The organism is Saccharothrix sabaoui (assembly GCF_051756985.1).
Taxonomy (GTDB): Bacteria; Actinomycetota; Actinomycetes; order Mycobacteriales; family Pseudonocardiaceae; genus Actinosynnema.
Window position 1 is genome coordinate 23,714 of the sequence record NZ_JBPKJK010000031.1, and the last position, 21,209, is coordinate 44,922.

Sequence of the window (21,209 nt, forward strand, 5' to 3'; positions counted from 1 at the left end):
GAGTTGGGGCAGTACGAGGGAAGCACGACCGGCGGTGTTCGGCTGGGCGCATCGGTACATCACCCGAGGCCGTCACTCGCACCTCGGCCGGACATCCCCGATCGACTACAAGAACAGCCTGCTACCGACACGCCGCATAACCCCGTGTCCGGCATCCGGGGTGAGGTCCCCCGCAGCCGTGCGCAGCACCGGGGCGGGGCCGGGCGACACCCTCAACGCACGGTGGGGCGGAGCCGGTCCAGCGCCTTGTAGATCAACGCCAGGACCAGTGCCAGCACGAGCACGAACAAGGTGTTGCGCAGAGCCGTGCCGAAACCCAGCCGGGTGACGTCCAGGAACGGGTAGGGGTACCAACCGGTGATCGCGCCGTGGGCGAAGGTGTACGCGATCCACAGCACCGGCCAGGCGAACGCCCAGCCGACCGTCGACCGGTCGACCCGCGGGCGCGGTCCGAACAGCAGCCAGCCGAGCACCGCCATCCACGGCGAGACGTAGTGGAAGCCGATGGTCGCCCACCGGGCCGCGCCTTCCAGGTGCACGATCGGCGCGAGCACGAGGTCGAACACCAGGCCGGTGATCGTGATGCCGAGCAGCGCGTCCAGCCGGGCCACCCGCCAGCCCCTGCCGTCACGGGCCGGGTTCGCCGCGAGGGTGAGTGCCACGGCCAGCACGATGACGTTGCTCTGGATGGTGAAGTAGCTGAACAACCGCACCAGCCGCGTCCCGACACCCGCCACCGCGCCGATGTCGCCCGAGTTGGCGTCCGCGCCTCCGGTGAACAGCAGGACCAACTGGATGACCAGGGACGCGGCGATGACGGCCGCCAGCACCGCGTGCCACGTCCTGGAACCGGTGTGCCACCCGGTGGACCGCGCTGGTTCGGTGCTCGTGCTCATCGCCCCATCATCAGTCCGGTCGACCGGTCCTGCCAGGCGAGCACCCACCTCGGCGAACCTCCGCACACCCCGTGCCGCTCGAACAGCCATCGTCGCCGGTGGAGCAAGGCGGTCACGGTGTCGGGAGCGCGTCCGGGTGATCATGTCCTTGCTGTGCGAAGTGGTCCGGAAGCACGAGAGCGCAGTCCTTCGTCGGCAGCTCACGGGTCCGGTCCGGTCCGCTACGAGCCCGCGGACCGGCTGTGGTTCGCCGCCCGTCCGGACTGGTGAATCGTCGCCGGTGACGGGACGTCTCCCGGGCACGCCGGGCACCTGTGGGGTGCCAGGACTCTGCGCACGAGCGTTGAACTGCGGCGGTACTTGTCACGGCCAGGGGGATGCCGGTGGCGTCGGTGATCAGGTGGTGCGATACATCTCGAGTGCGGCTTCGGGTGTTCGGGGCAGGTCTCCGTACCGTCGCGGTGACCCGGGTCGGTCAGCTTGCCGTCCTGGCCGGGCGGTGATGGCGAGCCGAACGTCTGTGCGCGGTCGCCCGTTCGGTCCTGTCGGGGATCGTCCGGGCGGGATCATCCTGGGTGCCTGGCACGTGCTCGGGCCCACACGGGGTACCGGTGCCGCCCGGATGGAGAGCGATGATGATCAATTCGTTGCGCACCGCCGCGGCCACGCTGATGACGGCCGTCTCCGCTCTCGCGCTGACCGTGCCGGGGCCGGCCGCGGCGGCGACGGCCGGGGTGCTGGACGTGACCTGCACCCCACCCAGCAGCGAGACCGTCACCTACACCCCGCCGCTGACCATGGCACCGCAAGCCGTCACCATCAACTCCTCGACGCAGTACGGGCCCTGCGTGTCGCTGAGCAACCCGGCCGTCACCTCGGGCTCGCGTGCCCGCACCTCCAACGACCCGGAACAGACCTGCCTGGACCTGCTGGACACCGGGTCCTCCACCTTCACCATCGCCTGGAACACCGGCCAGACCTCGATCGTCTCGGCCAACCGCACCGCCACCGTCGCGGGTGCCGCCCTGGTGGTCACCCAAACCGGAACGGTCACCTCCGGCCTGTTCACCGGCAGCACCGTCGTCCAGGTGAACACCGGTCCAAGCGTCGACGTGCTGCTGTGCACCGCCGGGCTGGGCACCGTCTCCGGCATCTACTCCCTGGTCACCCTGGAGATCACCTCGCTCTGAGTCGCCATCCCAGGGGCGGCCTCGTCACCGGTCCCGCGGTCGGCACCGAATCCGCGAGATCGCCGAAGATGACACGAGGTCTCACCGTCCGGACCTGGGTCGTGTTCCAGATGTGGCGTAGCCGGATGTCGGTGGCGTCGGTCGCTACACCACTCACCGGAGACCTCGCCACGTTCCGGCCACCGACACGCCGCCGCTCACCTCACCTTCGGAACACGCGCTAGTCCCACACGACGACCTGGCCGGTGACGGTCGCGTGGTCCACGGTGAGCACGTCGATCCGGAAGACCCTGCCCTCCGGCGTGCTCCCGCACACCGTGCCGCCGGCGGCCAGGTTCTCGGCGTCCCGCGTCCCCCGCGCGGTGATCTCGGTGGCGCACTCGGCTCGGCCGGGCGCGCCACCGCCGAACCACTCCGCCAACCAGTAGTTCTCGTCCCCGTGCAGGCGGCCGGGGGTGAGTGTCCAGACGTTGCGGCCGTCGACGCGCTTGGGCTGCGGCAGGTCGAGGTCGAAGCTGCCGAACTCCAGCTCGCCGCTGAAGCGGACGGTGCCCGCGGGCGGAGGAGCGGCGCCCGGCGCGAACGCCGTCGTGGTGGTGGTCGTCGCGGCGGTCGTGGTCGTGGCCACGGCGATCACGCTGCCGGACGCGCGGGTCGCGGGGACGAGGGGCATCGGCCGGCCGGCGCCCACCGGCGGCACGACCGGCACGTGGGTGACCGCCCCGGCGGTTTCCGTCGCGGACGCCGTGGCGGCGACGGCCTGGGGCGGCGCGGACCGCGCGGGCTCGTCGGGCACCGTCAGCTCGACCAGCACCGTGGCGGAGGCGCCCATGGTGGTCGCCACCGCGACGGCGAGGAGCAGCAGGCGCCTGCGCCACCGCGGCCCGGCGGGCGGGTGCAGGTGGACGTCGCCGCTGATGGACCCGGCCTGGATGGACGTGCCGACGTCGCCCCCGACCTCGTTCCTCGCCGGCTGGTCGGACTGCTTCAAGACTGGCCCCTGCCCGCGGTTCGGAAGACTGATACCGGACAGATCGACGGTTCACCCGGATGTGTTACGGGCACGCATGAGCTTCGGTGGGTGATGCTTTTCGTTGCGGGCCAACGTTTCCAGGTCGAACGGCCTGCTCGCGCGAGGGGGTGGGCCCGCTACGACCGCTCCTCCGTCCCGGGAGGTCACCGCAGTGCGGTGAAGAACGCCCGGATGTCGTCCACCACGATCTCCGGGACCTCGAGCGCGGCGAAGTGGCCGCCCTTCTCGAAACGGCTCCAGTGGACGATGTTGGGGTTGTCCCGTTCCGCGAACACCTTGATGGTCTGGAAGTCGTCGGCGAACACGGCCACGCCGGTCGGGGCGGCGTTCCGCGGGGCGGGCTCGTCGGCGGGGGCGGCCGCGTTGTCGAAGTAGGACCGGGCCATGCCCGCGGCGGCGTTCGCGAACCAGTTGACGGACACCTCGGTGAGAATGGTTTCCAGCGGCACGAGGGACGTGCCGTTGCCGAAGGAGTTGAACAGCTCGCTGTAGGCGAGCATCCCGATCGGCGAGTCGCTGAGCCCGGCCGCGACCGTCTGCGGCCTGCTGGCGTTCATGGTGTTGTAGCCGCCGACCTTCTGGAACCACCGCATGTGCTCCAGACCGGCGTGGTCCCGCGGTTCGAGCTGTTCGAACTCCGCGGGGTCGCCCGACGGGAAGGAGAACAGCTGCAGCACGTGCAGCCCCAGGAAGCCCTCCGGGGCGAGGACGCCGAGTTCGCGGGCGACCATCGCGCCGTGGTCGGAGCCGTGGACGCCGTAGCGCCGGTAACCGAGCCTGCGCATGAGGGTGTCGTAGGCGCGGGCCACGCGGGCGGTGGTCCAGCCCGGTTCGGTGACCGGGTTGGAGAAGCCGAAGCCGGGTGCGTCCGGCACGACGACGTGGAACGCGTCCTCGGCGCGCCCGCCGTGGGCGACGGGGTCGGTGAGCCTGCCGATCATGTCGAGGTAGTCGACCGACGAACCGGGGTAGGTGTGGGCGAGCAGCAGCGGCGTCGCGCCCTCGTGCGGCGACTCGACGTGGATGAAGTGGATCGGCTGATCGTCGATCTCGGTGACGAAGTGCGCGTGGGCGTTGATGCGCTCCTCGGCGGCGCGCCAGTCGAACGCGCGCCACGCCGTCACGGCCCTGCGCAGGTAGTGGTTGGGGGTGCCGTGCTCCCAGGTGTCGCCCGGCGCCGGCTGCGGCAGGCGGGTGCGGTCGAGGCGACCGGTCAGGTCGTCCAGCTCGGTCTGCGTGACCTCGATGCGGGAGGGGCGGATCTGCGTGTTCGTCATGACGCAGACGGTAGAGTGCCTATAGGAAAGCTTCGTTCCTATATGACGGAGGGTGTCGCAGTGACCGCGGACACATCGGCGCGCCTCCTCGCGCTCCTGGCGCTGTTCCAGTCGCGCCCGTCGTGGAGCGGCACCGAACTCGCCGACCGGCTGGGCGTCACGACCCGCACCATCCGCAACGACGTGGAGCGCCTCCGCGCGCTCGACTACCCCGTCGAGGCCACCCGCGGCGCGACGGGCGGCTACCGGCTCGGAGCGGGCGGCAAGCTCCCCCCGCTGCTCCTGGACGACGAGGAGGCGGTGGCCGTGGCGATCGGGTTGCGCGCCGGCCGGGGCATCGCCGGGCTGGAGACCTCCAGCGCCCGCGCGCTGGCCAAGCTCGAACAGGTCCTGCCGCCACGCCTGCGGCCGACGGTGGAGGCGCTGGCCTCGGTCGTCGACCACGCGCCGGAGAACACCGACACCGACTCCCCGGACCCCGAGGTCGACCCCGCCGTGCTGCGCACCATCGCGACCGCGATCCACGACGTCGAGTGGTTCCGCTTCGACTACCGCGACACCTCGCTGCTCGTCGAGCCCTACCGCCTGCTCGCCTGGAAGCGACGCTGGTACCTCGTGGCCCGCGACCCGTCCGGCGGGGAGTGGGACGTCTACCGGGCGGACTGGATCACGCCGCGCACGCGCACCCACCGCCGGTTCGCCCCCACCGCCCTCCCCGACGAGGACTACACGAGCTTCACCATGCGCCGTGTCGCGTTCAGCGGCTGGCAGGTGCACGCACGCCTGCGGGTCGACGCGCCGGCCCAGGCCGTCCTCGACCGCATCCACCCCGGCGTCGGCGTGGTCGAGACGGTCACCGACACCACCTCGGTCCTCGTCACCGGCGCCGACTCGCTGGACACGGTCGCCGCCTACATCGGCATGCTGGGCATGGACTTCACCGTCGAGTCGCCCGGCGAGCTGAGGCCACTGCTGCGCACCCTCGCGGAGCGCTACGCCCGCGCCTGACCACCGGGACCACCCCGGCCGCTCCACAACGAGCCCGGGTCGGCCGTCCCCAACCGGCCCGACGAGCCCACTGGAGTCGCGCCGTGGCGACCGGCAACCTGCTCGCGTGGCTCCTCGACTCCGACCCGGCGCTGCGCCGGCAGGTCGAACGCGACCTCGCGGGCGAACCGCCCGGGGTCTGGGAGGCGACCCGCGCTCGGGTCGCGACCGAGGGCTTCGGCGCGCGACTGCTCGCGCTCCAGGACGCCGACGGCCGGTGGGCCGGCGGTGCGTTCTTCCCCGCGGGCTTCGAGTTCGACGCGGTGGAGACCGAGGGGCAGCCCTGGACGGCGACGACGTGGTCGCTGAACTCGCTGCGCGAGTGGGGCCTGGACGCCGCGGTCCTGCGCGGGCGTCGCACGGCCGAACTGCTCGCCGAGCACTGCCGCTGGGAGTACGACGACCTGCCGTACTGGGGCGGTGAGGTCGACTGCTGCATCAACGCCTGGACGGTCGGCAACGGCCTGTGGCTCGGCGCCGACGTCACCGGCGTCGTCGACTGGTTCGTCGAGCACCGACTGCCCGACGGCGGGTGGAACTGCGCGTGGGTCGAGGGCTCCACGCGGTCGTCGTTCCACTCGACGCTCAACTCCCTCACCGGCCTGCTCGCCCACGATGCCGCGACCGGGGGCACGGGATCGACGCGCGCCGCCCGGCGCTCGGGTGAGGAGTACCTGCTGCGGCGCGGGCTGTTCCGCCGGCTGTCGACGGGCGAACCGGTGGCGCCGTGGGTGGACCGCTTCGCCTACCCGTTCCGCTGGTACTACAGCGTGCTCAACGCGGCCGACCACTTCCGCCGGGCCGCCCTCCTCGACGGCACACCGCCGGACCCGCGCATGGCCGACGCGATCGAATCGGTCCGGGCCGCCCGGCAGCCGGACGGCACGTGGCTCCAGGCCCGCCGGCACCCCGGGCGGGTGTGGTTCGAGGTCGACGTCCCGGCCGGCGAGCCGTCGAAGTGGCTGACCCTGATCGGGACGCGGGTGCTCGACTGGTGGGACTCCGGGACGCGCTCGGGCTGATACCGCGGCGGACCGGCCGGCGGTGTGCCGCCGGGATGTCGGGCGGGTGAGGGCACGCCCGCGTCGCGCACCGCCCGGACGACCGACGGGGCAGGTTCCGGCCGGGGCCGCATGATCACCGAAGGGTGGTTATATTGGTCTTGATAATCATTGTCGGACGATGCACCACCGAGGTCCCCATGTCCGCGTCACCCGATTCGACCACCGACGTCGTCCCGCCGCCCCCGTCCGGGTGCCGCCCGACCGAGGCTGTGACGTCCTGAGCGCGCGGGGGATGCGCGAGAGGAACGGGCACGTCCTCGACCGGGGCGCCGGGGCGCGGATGACGCCGCAGCGCCAGGCGGTGCTGCGCGTGCTGGCCGACCTGCCCGGCCCCTCCACGGCGAACGCGATCCACCACCTGCTGCGGTCCGGGGGCGGTCGGGTCGGGTTGACCACCCTCTACCGGCACCTCGCGTCGCTGGTGGACGCGGGCGTCCTCGGCATCACGCAGGACCGGGAGGGGCGTCACCTGTTCCACCTGAGGACCGACGCCCACGACCACTACCTCACGTGCGTGCGGTGCGGGCGCACGGTGGGCGTGGACACGGCGCCCGTCACGCGGTGGGCGGCGAAGACGGCGGCGGCGCACGGGTTCGCGGACGTCCGGGTGGCGGTCGAGCTGGCCGGTCTGTGCACGCGCTGCCCGCTCGACGGGAACACCGGGGTGGTCGCGCCACCGGGGTGACGGAGGCCGGTGATCGGGTGGCCGGGCTTCGTCGAAGGGCTCGCGCGGCGCACCGCGGACGTGGTGACCTGAACCGTTCCGCCGCGGGAGGCCGACGTGACCGCCGACACCGCCGCACGCCGCCGGTCGCAACTGCCGCGGCGGGTGCGCCGGTCCGGGCTGCGGCGGGTGCACCGGCCGCCGGCGGGGTGCGGCGCGGTGCGCGCCCTGGAGGTCAGCTCGGGCGCGCGCCGACGCCGACCAGCGCGCGGGCGCGGAGCACCGCCGTTCCTCCCGCCACGTCCAGGTAGCGGGCCTTGACGGCCGACACGCCGTCGGCGTCCAGGCCCGCGAGCACCGCGCGGACGGCCGAGCCGGTCACGAACGTCCACGCCGGCTCCGGTGTGACGGGGACGTCGCGCTCCGCGGCGTGGCCGACGACGTCCACCAGTCCCCTGTCCCGCAACCAGTCGGCGAGCTCGTCGCCGGTGTCCAGGCGCGCCGCCTGACCCGCTGCGGGGGGTCGGACGGGCGGTGCGCCCGTGTGCTCGGCGAACGCCCGGATCAACGGGCCGACCACGTCGTCCACGCTGCCCTGCCGCCACGTGCTCACGGCCAGCGTGCCGCCCGGTCGCAGCAGGCCGACGAGGTGGTCCACCGCCGTGTCCGTGTCCGGCAGGAAGAACACGCCGAAGCCGCTCTGCACCCGGTCGTAGGGCAGGCGGTCCGCGGGCTCCCACCCGGCCGCGTCCGCGCGGTGGAACCGCAGTTGCGGCACGTCCCGCGCGCGCCGGGCGCCTTGGTCGAGCAGCGCGCCGGAGAGGTCCACCGCGTCCACGACGCCTCCCACGCCGACGGCCCGCGCCGCCGGGATCGCGGACGAGCCCGAACCGCAGCAGATGTCGAGCACCCGTTCGCCGGGCAGCGGCCGGGCGTGCTCCACGGCTTCGGCACCGATCGGGTCCCACAGCAGCGGTGCCCACTCGGCGAACTCGGCGCTGCCCTCGTCGAACGCGTCCACCATCGAGGACCCCACCGCACCCCGTCCTTCGCTCGTCGACAGATGTTCCACGTAACGACAATCATTTTCGTGTAGGTTCGCCCTGACTCCGCCACGCGCCGCGGCGGAGAGGAGGGGGAACCGGGTGCTGATCGCTGGATCGCTGCCCGCCGACCCCGCCGACGTCGTGCCCGCCGCGGACCGGCACCGGTGGATCGCCGGGCACTGGGTGCGCGCGCTGGCGGCCGAGGGGTGGGCCGAGGTGGACGGGAACGGCCTGCTGCGCTCGGTGCGGTCACCGCGCCGCGCGGAACTCGCGGCGGCGCGCGAGGCGATCACGGGTTCGGTGGCGGGCCTGGGTCATCCCCGCGCGCTGGCGACGTACGTCCTGGACCCCCTGCGCGACCCGGCCGACAGCAGGGACGCCGGGTCGCCCTGGTCGTCAACGACATGAGCGAGGTCAACATCGACGCCTCGCTCGCGTCGGGCAGGGGTGGCGAGCGCCTGGTGGAGCTGACCAACGGCTGCATCTGCTGCACCCTGCGCGAAGACCTGCTCGACAGCGTCGGCGCGCTCGCCCGCGAGGGGCGCTTCGACGCCATCCTCATCGAGTCCACCGGCATCTCCGAGCCGATGCCCGTCGCGGCCACGTTCGAGTGGACCTTCGAGGACGGCACCAGCCTGTCCGACCACGCCCGCCTGGACACCATGGTCACCGTGGTCGACGCCTCGACCTTCCTGGTGGAGCTCGAACGCGGCGACCGGCTCGACGAGCGCGACCTCGCCGCCGCGGAGGGTGACGAGCGCGGCATCTCCGACCTGCTGGTCGACCAGGTCGAGTTCGCCGACGTGCTGGTGCTCAACAAGACCGACCTCGCCACGCCCGACCGGCTCGCCACGGTGGAGGGACTGCTGCGCGAGCTCAACCCGAACGCCCGCCTGGTCCGCTCCCACCGCGGCGTGGTCGACCTGGCCGACGTGCTCGACACCGGCCGCTACGACCCCGTCACGGCCGCCACGTCACCCGGCTGGGCCGAGGAACTGGCCGGGTCGCACACCCCGGAGACCGAGGAGTACGGCATCCGCTCGGTCACCTACCGCGCCGACCGCCCCTTCCACCCCGCCCGGCTCGCCGCCGCGCTGGAGGACTGGCACGGCGTGGTGCGCAGCAAGGGCTTCTGCCACATCGCCGGCCGCCCGCACACCCTCGCCGTGTGGTCCCAGGCCGGGCCGAACCTCACCATCGAGCCGGGCGAGCTGCTCGACGGCCACACCGCGCGGCAGGAACTGGTGTTCATCGGCGTCCACCTCGACCGCGACGAACCCCGCCGCCGACTCGACCCCGCCCTGCTCACCGACGACGAACTGGCCGGCGGCCCGGCCGCGTGGCGGCGCTTCGACGACCCGCTGCCCGCGTGGGACGACCTCGACGCGCACGACCACGACCACCACTTCCCCCTTCCGCGGCACACCGCGCAGCTCTGACCGGCGGTACCGCGATCGCGGGTCAGTGCTCGTCGTAGTGCTCACCGTGGACGGCGTGGCGGTGGCCGTCGTGCAGGTAGTCGACGTGGTCGCGGTGCGGGACCGCCACGTGGCCGCACCCCTCGCCGTGCGCGTGGCCGTGGTCGTCGTGGGCGCCGTGGTCGGCCGGCTCGCACTCGTCGAAGTGCCCGTCGTGCCCCCGGTGGAGGTGGCCGTCGTGCACGTAGTCGACGTGGTCCTCGTGCGGCAGGGCCACGTGGCCGCAGCCCTCGCCGTGCACGTGCTCGTGGCCGGTGTGCTCAAGGTGCGCGGTGGTCATGGAGAACCGCCTTTTTCGGTATCGCCGGAGCTTCGCCAGCACCCGGACGCCTCCGCGCCCGTGACCGAGCGCAACAACACATTAGGCCATGCGCATGTATGTCGCATGGCCCGCGTTCACCCGGATGCACGTATCACCTCTCGACCGATCGCCGTTGTCCCGACCGGGTCGGAAGAGCACGTCCCGGTCGTCACGCCAGGGGCGTGTGCGCCGACTTCGGTGCCGTGGCACGGGCGAGGCTGTCGCGAACGGCCTCGGGGTGCCGGGTGCGCCCGCGGCGCGGCGGTGTGGGCGGTGGGCGCGGTGTGGGCGGTGGGTGCGGGGAACAGGAAGGCCCCGACGAAGTCCGGGGACGGGGGTACACCAGCAGCACCCGATCCCCGGGACCAACCCCCACCGCGGCAGGGCGCGTGCCAGCGCGTCGCCTGACCCGCCAGGTCCGCGACGGTGAGCCGCCGGCGGTCCACGCTGCACCTCGCACGGGGACCACCCACCGGTGGCGATGAAGGAAATCGAAGGTCGGTCGCGAAAGGTGCGGACCACCGCCGTGGTCCGACCTGACCGCCCCTGTCCGACAAGGCGACGCAAACAGCCGCTCTCGCCCGACAGGAATACCCCGCCGCGATATCAGCGTCCGCACCGGAACGCACTTTCTTGCGCGTGCGGCTGTTCACGACCCCTGGGTGACGACCACTCCTCCGACATTATCGGTGGCGCCGCCTCCGGCGTTATCGGTGATGCCGCCTCCGGCACCACCGATCCGCACCACGTCATTCTCGTCGACGCACCAGCGCACTGCCGCGCGGTCAGTTGGGGGCGTCTCCGGTGTAGCGGAAGATGCCGCCGCCGGAGTTCACGCCCCAGACGGTGCCGTCGGCGCCCGCGCCGATGTCGGACAGGGTGCCGGGGATGCCCACCCACGGGTTCTCGTCGTCGTTGGTGTAGCGGTAGACCTGGCCGCCGGAGTTCACCCCCCACACGCTGGTCCGGGAGCCGGCGTCGATCCGGCTCAGGCCGCCGGGGACGCCGATCCAGTGGTCGGCCGTCCAGGTGTAGCGGTAGATCTGGCCGGACGAGTTGACCCCCCAGACCGTGCCGTCCGCCGCGGCGCCGATGTCGACGAGGCCACCGGGAATGCGGTCCCACGGGTCGGCGTCGTCGCCGGTGTAGCGGAAGATCCCGCCGATCGAGTCGACGCCCCACACGTTGGTCCGCGAGCCCACCGAGATGCGCGCCAGCTTGCCGGGGACGTTGAGCCACTCGTTGGCGTCGGTGTCCCCGGTGTAGCGGTAGATGCTGCCGCCGGAGTTCACGCCCCAGACGGTGCCGTCGGCGCCCGCGCCGATGTCCGCCAGCCCACCCGGGATGCCGGTCCACGGGTTGTTGTCGTGGTTGGTGTAGTGGTAGACCTGACTGCCGCTGTTGACGCCCCACACGACGGTCCGCGAGCCGACCGCTATCGCCGAAAGCCCACCCGAAACGTTCTTCCACTGAGCCACTGATGGCGCCTTCCACACGTCGTTCGAACCCTCGCGAAAACAGGGGTGACAACACCTGGATCGCGAGCACGATTGCCTACCGGACGGCCTCTTCCGCCTTATTGTCGGCCACTTCGAACGTATCAGCCCCGGAGTTCCCGAAGAGCGGGCTCGGTCGCTGTCACCCCAATGGGGACCGAAGATCACCTTCGTGCCGCAGGTGCCCGCCGGACGACGTGTCTGGGTGTTGTCCGAAGGCGGACGTGGGCTGTCCGGGTGAACCGCGGCACTGCTTTTCGGAATGCCTCCGGTCGGGCGGAGCGGTCGGTGCCGGCGGTGGGGCCGCTGTGCGCGATGCGGCCCTGCCGGCCGGTCCCTGGCAGCCCGGTTCGAAGTCGCGGTGGTCGTCGGGGTCGACCAGCGCGGCGAGCTTGTTCCCCGGCTTCAGGGCGGGGTCGTACCTGGTGTCGTGCTCGATCACGAATTCGGGCACGTCCGGGCCCCTGATGAGGAGCCGGACGCGGACGGTGGCGTCCTCGCTGATCGGTTCCACGGTCAGGACCGCGGCGGTCGCGGGCAGCCCCACCTCGTCCAGGCGCAGCAGCCGCCGCTTGGCGCGCGCGACACCTCGCCACACGGCGATGCCCAGCGGCAGCAGCAGCGCGGTGAGCACGATGCCGACGGTGCCGCCGTCGTCGGTCGCGTGGACGATCGGTCCGGTGACCATCAACGCCGCGGCGAAGAGGTGCGGGAACACGTTGTTGCCCCGGTTGGCCCCGCGTACTTCGACGAACCCGCTCTCCGCCATTCCGGCACCATAAGCGGGTCACGGGGTGCCTTGGGCGGGTTGGCGCGGGTGCGGCCGGACGGCGGACGGCGCACCCCCGCTCGTCGCGCACGACCCGCGGAAGCGGCCCGGCCGGTGACCGGCTGTGGCGAACCGCACCGCCCGGCGGGGTCCACCGCCGGGGATCGGCGGGTCTACGGTCGGGCCATGAGTGCCGAGCAGGACGTGCGCGCATGGCTGCGCCAGCACGGGGCCGAGGCCGTCGACCACCCGGGTGGCACGCTCTACACCCACCTGTGCCGCGTCCACGACCGCCTCGGCGGCCTGGGGTTGGGCGTCGACGTGCGGTTGGCCGGCTTGGCGCACGCGGTGTACGGCACGGACGGTTTCGACGTCGCGCTGCTCGACCCCGCCGACCGCACCACGCTGCGGGACCTCGTCGGCGAGACGGCGGAGGGGTTGGTCCACCTGTACGGCGCGTGCGACCGCGACCTCACCTGGCCGCGGCTGGCCGACACCGGTGAGGTCCACAACCGCTTCACGGGCGGCAGCGAGCGCCTGGACGTCGACCGGCTGCGCCCGTTCGTCGACCTGAGCATCGTCAACGAGCTGGACGTGGTCGAGCAGGACCCGGCGGTGGCGCAGAAGTACGGCGACCGCTTCCGGTCGCTGTTCGCCTCCTGGGCGCGGATCGCCTCCGCCCGGGTCACGGCCGAGGCCGAGCGGGTCCTGGACTTCGGCACCGCGACCGCGGGGTAGGTGCCCCGGACCGCCGGTGGACGGGTGGGCCGGCGCGGGTCGCTACAGTCCGATCATGGCCGTGCTGGAGATCTCCGACCTGGTGGTGGACTGGGACGCGCGGACGGGTGAACGCGTCCCGGTCCGCCGCGCGGAGGTGGTCGCCCGGCTGCACGCGGCCGGGGACCGGCGGGCCGCGCGGATCGTGCGGCGGATGCCCGTGACGGGCGAGTTCCTGGACCCCGTCGCGGTGGACCGGCTCCTGGTCCGCGTGCACACCGAGCTGCAGCGGCTCAACGAGGAGCTGCACATGGCGCGGCGGTTCGCCGAGCTGCTGGTGCCGGTGCTCGCCGCCGTCCGGGCGACCGGGAGCCGCTTGCGGGTGGTGGACGTCGGGTGCGGCCTGGGGTTCGTGGTGCGGAGCCTGGCCGCTTCCGGGGTGCTGGGGGCGGACGTCGAGCTGGTGGGCGTGGACTTCAACCACGCCCTCGTGGCCGAGGCGACCCGGCTGGCCGAGGACGAGGGGCTCCCGTGCACCTTCCTCCGCGCGGACGCGTTCGCGCTGCCCGGCGGGGCCGCCGTCTACCTGTCGAGCGGGGTGCTGCACCACTTCGCGGCCGACCGGCTGCCCGGGTTCTTCCGCGCGCAGGACCGCGCGGGCGCGTTGGCGTTCGTCCACTACGACATCGCCGCGACCCCGCTGGCCCCGTCGGGGGCCTGGCTGTACCACCGCGCCAGGATGCGGGAGCCGCTGGGCCGCCACGACGGCGTCGCGTCCGCGCGGCGCGCCCACGGTGACGCGGTGCTGCTCTCCGCCGCCGCGGCCGCGGACGGGATGGACGCGTTCCTGTTCGAGCCGTTCAGGCACACCAACCCGTTCTGCGCGGCGATGAGACCGGTCGTCGGCCTGCGACCGGCGCTGGTGGACGACTTCCGCCGGGCCCTGGGGCGCCGCGCCCGGCGGCTGGTCGCGAACTGATGGCCGCGGTGGTCCCGCTCGTGCTCGGAGTGCTCGCGCTGGTCGACGCGGGTTTCGCGGGTTTCCGCGCCGCGACCGGCCGCAACGGCCGGATCGACAAGCGCTCCTACTACCTGTCGGCGGCGCGGCGGGGGCTCGTGGTGGGGGCGACCGCCCTCGGGCTCGTGGCACTGCCGGTCGCGGCGACCCTGGTCGTCTCGGCGGACCCCGGTGCCCGCTACGACGAACTGGTCCGGGCGGGCACGCGCATGCTCCGGGTCCTGGTGCCGTTCGCGGTGCTCGTGGTGGCCTCGCTGCTGGGGTACTGGCTGCTGCCGATGCGCGAGAGCACGTTCATGATGCTGATCGGCCTCGGTCCGTTCACCCTGGTGCGGCCAGCGGTCGTGCTCGGCGCCGTGGCGTGGGTGGTGGCGGGGTCGGCCGACCCGCTCGCCTGGGCGGTCGCGATCACGGCCGCGACCGGCGTGCTGGCCGTCGAACCGCTCGTCCACCGCCGTTGGTACCGGTCCCCGGCCTGACCCCCGCGGGTGGCATCTTGCTGCCGGTTCCCGACCGTGCCGCCGCGCGCGGCGGACAGTGTCCGGCACGGGTTACGAATTCGTGGACATGGAGCCGACCTCGACCTCGGACGCGGTGTCGGCGCCGGCGACTGCCGCGGAGGGCTTCCGGAACGCGTGGGCGAGCGCTCAGGGGCAACTCGCCGGCGCGGAGGGGCAGCTCGGCGGCGGGCCGATGGGACAGGCGTTCACGGGCGTGTACGGGCCGGGCGCGCCGGGCACCGTCCAGCAGGTCGTGCTGAGCGTCGCCTCGCTGCACACTCCGCGACGGCGGGCGCGAGCAGCGTCGAGGCCTACCTCGCCGGGGACCGGGCCGGCGGCGCCGCGTTCGAGGGGCTGGGGCAGCCGTGGCCCAGGCACCGCCGACGGGCGAGCTGTGGGCGAAGGTCCGGGCCCGCGACCCCGACCTGTGGCCGGTCGACAGCGAGGAGGCCGCCCTCGGGCTCGCGACCGCGCTGACCGGTCTCGCCGACTCCGTGCGCGGCACCCACGAGGCGACCACCGGGTCCGCCGGCGCGATATCGGCCGCCTGGACCGACGACGTGGGCGCGGACCTCACCGACCGGCTCGCCCGGACCGGCGCCGGGATGGCCGATCTCACCGACCGGGTGCGGCAGCGGGCGGCGGGCGGCGGGCGTACGCCACCGAACTGGCCGGCGCCAAGACCGACATCCGCACGACGGTCGAGGCGAACGAACCGGCGTACGTCGCGCTGGGCGGGCTGGCCGCCCCGCCGTCCCACGAGGAGCTGCTCGCGAGGTACCAGGTCCGCGACGGCCCGGACGGCGTGGTGACCCGCTTCGGCAAGGTCTTCACCGCGGAGGAGTGGGGGTGTACTTCAACGACCTGTGGCCGTGGGAGTTCGCCCAGGCGTACCAGGCGTACGAGGCTGCCGACAGCGGCGCGAAGGAGGAGAACGTCTTCCGGGGCGTCGGCAGGCCGGGCGAGCTGGACAACCACCGGGACGCGTTCCGGCACGCGTTCTGGAACGCCCAGCTGACCTCCTCGCTCGGCGAGGAGCGGGCCGCGCAGCTCACCACCCCCCACGAGGGAGTCCCGGACCCCGGACCGGCCGACCAGCTCCGCGAGGCGATGGACCTGCACAACCGGCTCGTGCAGCAGGCGGTGCGCGACGGCCGGCTCGTGGTGATCGACGACAACGACCGGCTGGTGCCGAGCGACTACGACTTCCGGCCGTGACGGCGGGACCGGGCGGTTCTCGTCGGTGGGGTGTCGTACGGTCCGGTCATGTACTTCGTGTACCGGTCGCACTGCGAAGGGCCACTGGGCAAGGTGGTGCGGCGGTTGCCGGACGAGACGGTGCTCGCCTGGTTCCGGCGGGGGTGGGGGTGCGCGGACCCGGAGGGGTGGGTCCGGGACGAGTTGGGCGCGGACGTCCACGACCTGGACTCGGTCTTCCGCGCGGCGCGAGAACTGGGTCTGCCGCGGCCCGAGGACGACGCGGAGCTGCGGGTGCTGTTGCACGAGCACCTCTACGTCGAGGGTGACGACGACATCCGCCTCGACGAGCACGGCCTGCGGGTGCGGACCGACGACGACGAGGTGGAGCTGGCCTGCTTCTTCTTCCACGACGACGTCGTGGAAGCCGCTCCGGACCGCCTGGCCTACCTGCTGCACGAGGAGTGGCCGCTGCCGGACCGCGCCGACCGGTCGGGGCCGTTCGACCCCGGCGTTCCGACGACGCCCACCGGCCCGCCCGGCGGGGGTGGTGCCACCACGTACGCGGTGTTCCTCACCTTCTACGACGGCGAGAGCATGGCCCGCTCCCGACCGCCGGCCTTCCCCGGCGTCGCACTGCCCGAACTCGCCCGCCACCTGCGCGCGGCGGATGTCGCCGGTGCGCCGTGGCCGCCCGAGCTGATGGTGCTGCGCGCGCTCATCGCGCCCGACGAGGACACCCTCGGTCCCGCCCTCGACCGCTGCAACCGCTGGCCGGGCTTCAACTCCGTCGCCGAACCCGAGCCCTGGCCCGGCCTGCCGGACGAGCACCCCGCCGCCCACCTGATCGCCGTGGAGCTGGTCGAGGCGGCCGAGTACGTCCGCGGCCGGCGGCCCCAGGACTCCCTGCTGCGGGTCGGGGACCACCTCGTCCAGCTCGCCGTGCACTGCGACGAAGCGTTCGGGTACCAGCAGTGGTACCTGTTCGACACGGCCTGGGCGGCTGCCCACCCCGACCTGGCCCGGTCGCTGCTGCGGTACGCCGAGCACTGGGACCCCCTCGCCGGGTGAGCCGCTCGTCGACGAACGTCGTCGGTGTCGACACGGGCGCGTGCTCGCTCGCGGACGCACGTCGGCGCGCGGACGCCTCGGTCCGCCGTCCGTGCGGGGTGAAATCGTTGGGCGCGGGGACGGTGCTCCGGAAGACTGCCGTCACAGGACTCCGGTGGCGCGGGCGTGGGGAACCACTCGTGGCAGGACGACGAACGGGACCGGGTGGCCGCGATCCTCGCCGACATCCCCTACCGGGCGTGCGACGGGGCACGACGAGGAACCGCATCCCCTCCTGCTGGACGGGAGCCGGATGAGCGAGGCCGACGAGGCGTGGGTCCCGGTGCTCACGCCGGACGGTCCCGGGGTGCTGGTGTGGTCCAACTCCGACTGAGGGCCCACGCCGGCCTGGCCTAGGGTGGCGTCCATGATCACCGATGAAGAACGCGCCGCCCGCTCGCAGCGCGCCCGCGACGCCGCTGTCGCCGCCGCGACGGCACTGGGGTTGGACGCGTCCGGGGCGGAGGTCGTGTACGACGTCTTCTCCGTGGTGGTGGACCTCGCGCCGTCACCGGTCGTCGCCCGCGTGCCGGTGGTGACCCCGCGCGGCACGGGCTCGGCGGGGTTCCAGCGCACGGAGCTGGCCGTGTCGAGGTGGATGGCGTCGCGCGGCGAGCCGACCGTCGTGCCGAGTGGACTCGTGCCGGCGGAGCCCGTCGAGCACGACGGGTTCGCGATGACCTTCTGGGAGAAGGTCGAGGGCGTGCTCCCCAACGACTACGACGCGGTGAGGCGCATGCCCGCCGTCGCCCGCCTGCACTCGGTCCTGGCCGAGTACCCGGGCGAGACCGGCTTCTTCCCGGGCATGCAGGGGTACGTCGACCTCGCCTTCGACGACCTGGAGGGCCGCGAGGACCTGCTGCCCGCCGCCGACCTGGCCCGCGCCCGCGCCGAGTGGGCCGTCCTCTCCCCCGCCATCTCGTCACCCGCCGCTTTCGCGCGGATGTTCCCCGGTGTCCCCGTCCAGGTGGTCCACGGAGACGCCCCGTTCTACAACCTGATCGAGACCGCCGACACCGTGCTGTACTCCGACTACGAGCACGTCGGCGTCGCCCCGGTCGAGTGGGACCTCGCGCACACCGGCGAGGAGGCGATCGCCGCCTACGACGCCGCCGCGGCCGACCTCGGCCTGCGCACGGTCGACACCGGCGTGCTGCGCGCCATGGAGCGCTTGCGCGACCTCCAGGTGGTCGCCTGCGTGGCGATGGTCCCGCAGCTCCCGCTGCTGGTCGACGGGTTGTCGTCGTCGCTGGAGACGTGGCGGGCCACCGAACCCTGGCAGGACGGGGCAGCGTCCTCGAAGTAGGACGGGGCCTTCCCCCGCGGGCGGAAAGCGCGCGACGGGCGCCGCGTCGTTCGGAATACTGCGGTGGTGAGTGATCCCATGGCGTTCACCGACGCGGAGAACTGGACCGGTGGCTTCTACGAACTGTCGCTGGAGGTCGGCGACCACGACGACGAACGCCTCCAGCGCGCGCTGACCGCGTTGTGGCGGGCGGCGGGCGTCACCGGCTGCTGCGCCGACAGGGACCGGGAACCGGCCGACCAGGACGAGGTGCCCGTCACCGTGGCGGCCCTCGACGAGTTCGGCCACCTGCTCGGCGTCGTGCGGTCACCGCTGGGCGGCTCGGTCTGCGGCGGCTTCTCGACCCGCGTCGAGGACGCCGAGGACTGGCTGACGTTGTACCTCCCGCTCAGCGCGCTGGCCCGGTTGGACCGGCGCATCGGCGGCTTCCCGTTCGGGCCGGACAGCGGACCGCAGTCGCTAGCCTGGCGGACCTCGCTGGACACGTGGCTGGTCGGGGTGGCGAACGAGGTGTTCCGCCACGTCGACTTCCGGCTCGGCCTGGTCGGCTTCGAGGTCGACAACACCACCGCGGCCGAACTCGGCGGAACGCTGCCCGAACAGCGCTGGAGCGGGTACCTGCTGCCCGCCGGCGGACGGCTGGAGTACACGCCGGCGAACCACTAGCGCGCCGTCGTCCCCACCGGTCGAACGTGGAGATGATCGGACCGGTTCGCCGCGGTCGGGTGCGGCAGGGGTGCGTTCGGCCAGGGTTGGTACCGGAAGGAGGCACTCGTGATCTCGGCACTCAACCGGCTCGTCACCCTCGTCGAGGAACAGCTGGACCAGGGGATCGACGTCGACGGGGTGGCCAGGGCGTTCGGCACGACCGGGTACCACCTGCGCCGGATGTTCTCGTCACTGGCGGGCATGCCGCTGTCGGAGTACGTGCGCCGGCGCCGCATGACAGTCGCCTCGGCCGACGTCGTCCGGCGCGAGCACGACCTGCTGGGCATCGCCGTCCGGTACGGGTACGGCTCGACCGAGGCGTTCGGACGCGCGTTCCGCGCGGTCCACGGCGCCAACCCCGGTGACGTCCGCCGAGACGGAGGCCCCCTTCGCGCACAACCACAACTCAGGTTCCGCCTGACCGTCGAAGGGAGCACCCCCATGGACACCCGCGTCGTCGACCGCCCCGCGTTCCGGCTCGTCGGGCACGCCACCCGCGTGCCGCTCGTCCACCACGGCGTCAACCCGCACATCCAGCGGCACATCACCGCACTGCCGCCCGAGGAGCACCTCCGGCTCAAGTCCCTCGGCGACACCGAACCGACGGGCCTGCTCCAGGTCAGCGACGACGTCGACCCCGACGCCACCGAGGGCAGCGAGCTGACCTACCTGCACGGGGTCGCCGTCACGCCGGGCACCCCGGTCCCCGACGACCTCCACCGCATCGAGGTGCCCGCGGGCAGGTGGGCGGTCTTCCGCACCGCCGGACCGTACCCGCAGGCGTTGCAGGCGACCTGGGCCGCGACCGCGACCGAGTGGTTCCCCTCGAACCCCTGGCGGCTGCGGCCGGGCCCGTCGATCGTGACCGTCCTCGACCGCGCCGACGACTTCAGCACCGCGACCTGCGAGCTGTGGCTGCCCGTCGAACCGGCCTGACCGCACCGCGGACCCGGCACCGGCCCGTCCTGCCGCCACCCGGCGGGGACGGGTCGGTGCCGGGACCCGAACGCCCGCGTCGGCGCCGGGACCCGAACCACCGCGTCGGCGCACCCGCTCCGCGGCACGACAGGGCGTCCGGTGCGGTCGGGCGGGATGATGCACCCGTGGACGTCCACCAGATCCATCAGGCTTTCGACGACATCTTCGACCACGCGCTGCTCTTCCACGGCTTCGCCGACCACATGCGCGACTACGACGTCTTCGTCCAGGTGTCCGCCGATCCCCGGACGGGAATCCCGCCGGCCCACCTGCGCTACCGCTTCAAGCACTGCGTCCGCGCGACGACGACCACGACGCTGCCCCCGCAACTCTGGAGCCGGTCGCTGGACGACCGGCTGCTCGACATCGAACAGGACGGCGGGCCCGAGGGGTACGTCTGGGGCGTCCGGTGGCAGGTCCTCTACCCCGGGGCCAAGCTGCTGCCCGGCACCGCGGAGACCGGGGCGTGGTCCGACCGGCTGGGCCTCCCCTTCCACGAGGCGGTGATCGAGGCCAACGCCCACACCCTGTCCCTCGTCTTCTCCGACCTGGTGGTCGACCGCGTCGAGCCGGGCCACTCGCCCTTCACCGTGGTGGAGGACGACACCCCGGCGACATAGGCACGAGACGGTACGTTCGCGGCCGACGGACACCCGTGCGCACGCCGGGAGCGGCATGTGCGGGTGTTTCGGCAGGGGGAGCCTGTGGGGTTCCTGGTCGCCGTCGTCCGCTAGTCGCGGACGGACTTGTAGCGCAGGAGGACCGCGCCCGTCGCGAAGGTGCGGCTCTCCACCAGTTCCAGCCGCGACCACCTCTCCAACGCCGGGAAGAACGGTGTGCCGCCGCCGATCACGACCGGCATGACCACCACGTGGAACTCGTCCACGAGACCGGCTTGGACCAGGGGCGCGGCGAGCGTGGCACCGCCCACCTCCATCAGGCCGTCGGTCTCGGCCTTGAGCTTCCTGGCGGTCTCGACCACGTCACCCCGTTCCAGCCTGGAGTTCCACTCGACCGAGTCCAAGGTCTGCGAGAACACCACTTTCGGCATCGCGACCCACAGCCGCGCGTACTCGGCCTCCACCGGGGACACGTCGGGTGCCTGGCCGGCGGTCGGCCAGTGGGCCGACATCAGCTCGTAGAGCTTGCGCCCGTACAGCGACAGCGCGATCTCGCCGGTCCGGTCGTTCCAGTACCGGTGCAGCTCCTCGTCCGGCGTGCCCCAGCCGAGGTCGCCGTTCGCGTCGACGGTGTAGCCGTCCACCGAGATGTTCATGCCGTAGGTCAGCGTTCCCATAGCGGTACAGACTGCCGGAGCGCGCGGAACCCACCGCGCCGCCACGCCGACTCGACACCCGCACCCCGGGCGGTGGGCCGGGATCGCCGGTGAACCACCGGCTGCGGCCGTGGATCA

25 protein-coding genes are annotated in these 21,209 nt (G+C 72.9%); 17 read left to right on the plus strand and 8 right to left on the minus strand.

Annotated elements, in window-relative coordinates:
• Positions 1-212: 212 nt before the first annotated feature.
• Positions 213-896, minus strand: a complete 684-nt coding sequence (locus ACR807_RS12460) for a Pr6Pr family membrane protein (protein ID WP_438921419.1) — start codon at positions 894-896, stop codon at positions 213-215.
• A gap of 632 nt (positions 897-1,528) precedes the next feature.
• Between ACR807_RS12460 and ACR807_RS12465 the strand changes: the two genes are divergently transcribed.
• Positions 1,529-2,086 carry a hypothetical protein gene (locus tag ACR807_RS12465; protein WP_438921420.1) on the plus strand — a complete coding sequence of 186 codons (558 nt, stop codon included), beginning with the start codon at positions 1,529-1,531 and terminating at the stop codon, positions 2,084-2,086.
• Positions 2,087-2,306: 220 nt separating this feature from the next.
• Here the strand turns inward: ACR807_RS12465 and ACR807_RS12470 are convergent, their stop codons facing one another.
• Positions 2,307-3,077: a hypothetical protein gene (locus tag ACR807_RS12470; protein ID WP_438921421.1), complete on the minus strand. Its 771-nt coding sequence runs from the start codon at positions 3,075-3,077 to the stop codon at positions 2,307-2,309.
• A gap of 185 nt (positions 3,078-3,262) precedes the next feature.
• Positions 3,263-4,396, minus strand: coding sequence for an epoxide hydrolase family protein (locus ACR807_RS12475; protein WP_438921422.1), 1,134 nt, complete (start codon positions 4,394-4,396; stop codon positions 3,263-3,265).
• Positions 4,397-4,456: 60 nt separating this feature from the next.
• Between ACR807_RS12475 and ACR807_RS12480 the strand changes: the two genes are divergently transcribed.
• The 3 genes from ACR807_RS12480 (at position 4,457) to ACR807_RS12490 (ending at position 7,192) form a co-directional block, all read left to right on the plus strand.
• A complete protein-coding gene (locus tag ACR807_RS12480) occupies positions 4,457-5,404 on the plus strand; it encodes a helix-turn-helix transcriptional regulator (protein ID WP_438921423.1) in 948 nt (315 codons plus the stop codon).
• An 83-nt stretch (positions 5,405-5,487) separates the two neighbouring features.
• A complete protein-coding gene (locus tag ACR807_RS12485) occupies positions 5,488-6,465 on the plus strand; it encodes a squalene cyclase (RefSeq protein WP_438921424.1) in 978 nt (325 codons plus the stop codon).
• 274 nt (positions 6,466-6,739) lie between these two features.
• Positions 6,740-7,192 carry a Fur family transcriptional regulator gene (locus tag ACR807_RS12490; RefSeq protein WP_438921425.1) on the plus strand — a complete coding sequence of 151 codons (453 nt, stop codon included), beginning with the start codon at positions 6,740-6,742 and terminating at the stop codon, positions 7,190-7,192.
• A gap of 214 nt (positions 7,193-7,406) precedes the next feature.
• Here ACR807_RS12490 and ACR807_RS12495 read toward each other — a convergent pair whose 3' ends face one another.
• Complete coding sequence (locus ACR807_RS12495) at positions 7,407-8,207, minus strand: class I SAM-dependent methyltransferase (RefSeq protein WP_438921426.1); 801 nt, start codon at positions 8,205-8,207, stop codon at positions 7,407-7,409.
• A 109-nt stretch (positions 8,208-8,316) separates the two neighbouring features.
• Here ACR807_RS12495 and ACR807_RS12500 point away from each other — a divergent pair, with 109 nt between their 5' ends.
• On the plus strand, positions 8,317-8,625 hold the full coding sequence (locus ACR807_RS12500; protein ID WP_438921427.1) for a hypothetical protein: 309 nt from the start codon (positions 8,317-8,319) through the stop codon (positions 8,623-8,625).
• Complete coding sequence (locus ACR807_RS12505; protein ID WP_438921428.1) at positions 8,622-9,656, plus strand: GTP-binding protein; 1,035 nt, start codon at positions 8,622-8,624, stop codon at positions 9,654-9,656. The genes ACR807_RS12500 and ACR807_RS12505 overlap by 4 nt, the downstream gene beginning before the upstream one ends.
• A 22-nt stretch (positions 9,657-9,678) precedes the next feature.
• Here the strand turns inward: ACR807_RS12505 and ACR807_RS12510 are convergent, their stop codons facing one another.
• From ACR807_RS12510 to ACR807_RS12520, 3 genes are all read right to left on the minus strand, one after another.
• Positions 9,679-9,975: a hypothetical protein gene (locus tag ACR807_RS12510; RefSeq protein ID WP_438921429.1), complete on the minus strand. Its 297-nt coding sequence runs from the start codon at positions 9,973-9,975 to the stop codon at positions 9,679-9,681.
• An 806-nt stretch (positions 9,976-10,781) separates the two neighbouring features.
• Positions 10,782-11,660, minus strand: coding sequence for a tectonin domain-containing protein (locus ACR807_RS12515; RefSeq protein ID WP_438921430.1), 879 nt, complete (start codon positions 11,658-11,660; stop codon positions 10,782-10,784).
• Positions 11,635-12,261 carry a hypothetical protein gene (locus ACR807_RS12520; protein ID WP_438921431.1) on the minus strand — a complete coding sequence of 209 codons (627 nt, stop codon included), beginning with the start codon at positions 12,259-12,261 and terminating at the stop codon, positions 11,635-11,637. Before ACR807_RS12520 ends, ACR807_RS12515 begins: the two co-directional genes overlap by 26 nt.
• Positions 12,262-12,447: 186 nt before the next feature.
• Here ACR807_RS12520 and ACR807_RS12525 point away from each other — a divergent pair, with 186 nt between their 5' ends.
• From ACR807_RS12525 to ACR807_RS12575, 11 genes are all read left to right on the plus strand, one after another.
• Positions 12,448-12,999: a DUF6817 domain-containing protein gene (locus ACR807_RS12525; protein WP_438921432.1), complete on the plus strand. Its 552-nt coding sequence runs from the start codon at positions 12,448-12,450 to the stop codon at positions 12,997-12,999.
• Positions 13,000-13,054: 55 nt separating this feature from the next.
• Positions 13,055-13,957 (plus strand): class I SAM-dependent methyltransferase, encoded by a 903-nt coding sequence (locus ACR807_RS12530; protein WP_438921433.1) that lies wholly within the window; start codon positions 13,055-13,057, stop codon positions 13,955-13,957.
• Entirely contained in the window at positions 13,957-14,475 is a 519-nt protein-coding gene (locus tag ACR807_RS12535; RefSeq protein WP_438921434.1) for an oxidoreductase, read from the plus strand. The genes ACR807_RS12530 and ACR807_RS12535 overlap by 1 nt, the downstream gene beginning before the upstream one ends.
• A gap of 386 nt (positions 14,476-14,861) precedes the next feature.
• Entirely contained in the window at positions 14,862-15,308 is a 447-nt protein-coding gene (locus ACR807_RS12540) for a WXG100-like domain-containing protein (protein WP_438921435.1), read from the plus strand.
• 37 nt (positions 15,309-15,345) lie between these two features.
• The gene (locus tag ACR807_RS12545; RefSeq protein WP_438921436.1) at positions 15,346-15,714 is read left to right on the plus strand and encodes a DUF6973 domain-containing protein; all 369 of its coding nucleotides are present in this window, start codon (positions 15,346-15,348) and stop codon (positions 15,712-15,714) included.
• A 48-nt stretch (positions 15,715-15,762) separates the two neighbouring features.
• Positions 15,763-16,764, plus strand: coding sequence for a hypothetical protein (locus ACR807_RS12550; protein ID WP_438921437.1), 1,002 nt, complete (start codon positions 15,763-15,765; stop codon positions 16,762-16,764).
• A 154-nt stretch (positions 16,765-16,918) separates the two neighbouring features.
• Positions 16,919-17,137: a DUF6210 family protein gene (locus tag ACR807_RS12555; RefSeq protein ID WP_438921438.1), complete on the plus strand. Its 219-nt coding sequence runs from the start codon at positions 16,919-16,921 to the stop codon at positions 17,135-17,137.
• Between the two features lie 33 nt (positions 17,138-17,170).
• On the plus strand, positions 17,171-18,109 hold the full coding sequence (locus ACR807_RS12560) for an aminoglycoside phosphotransferase/kinase family protein (RefSeq protein ID WP_438921439.1): 939 nt from the start codon (positions 17,171-17,173) through the stop codon (positions 18,107-18,109).
• A 66-nt stretch (positions 18,110-18,175) separates the two neighbouring features.
• The gene (locus ACR807_RS12565) at positions 18,176-18,775 is read left to right on the plus strand and encodes a hypothetical protein (protein ID WP_438921440.1); all 600 of its coding nucleotides are present in this window, start codon (positions 18,176-18,178) and stop codon (positions 18,773-18,775) included.
• Positions 18,776-18,883: 108 nt separating this feature from the next.
• Entirely contained in the window at positions 18,884-19,753 is an 870-nt protein-coding gene (locus ACR807_RS12570; protein WP_438921441.1) for an AraC family transcriptional regulator, read from the plus strand.
• A 167-nt stretch (positions 19,754-19,920) separates the two neighbouring features.
• Positions 19,921-20,415 (plus strand): YxiG-like protein, encoded by a 495-nt coding sequence (locus ACR807_RS12575; protein ID WP_438921442.1) that lies wholly within the window; start codon positions 19,921-19,923, stop codon positions 20,413-20,415.
• Between the two features lie 110 nt (positions 20,416-20,525).
• On the opposite strand, the gene ACR807_RS12580 is transcribed toward ACR807_RS12575, so the two are convergent.
• Positions 20,526-21,092 carry a dihydrofolate reductase family protein gene (locus ACR807_RS12580; protein ID WP_438921443.1) on the minus strand — a complete coding sequence of 189 codons (567 nt, stop codon included), beginning with the start codon at positions 21,090-21,092 and terminating at the stop codon, positions 20,526-20,528.
• Positions 21,093-21,209: the final 117 nt, after the last annotated feature.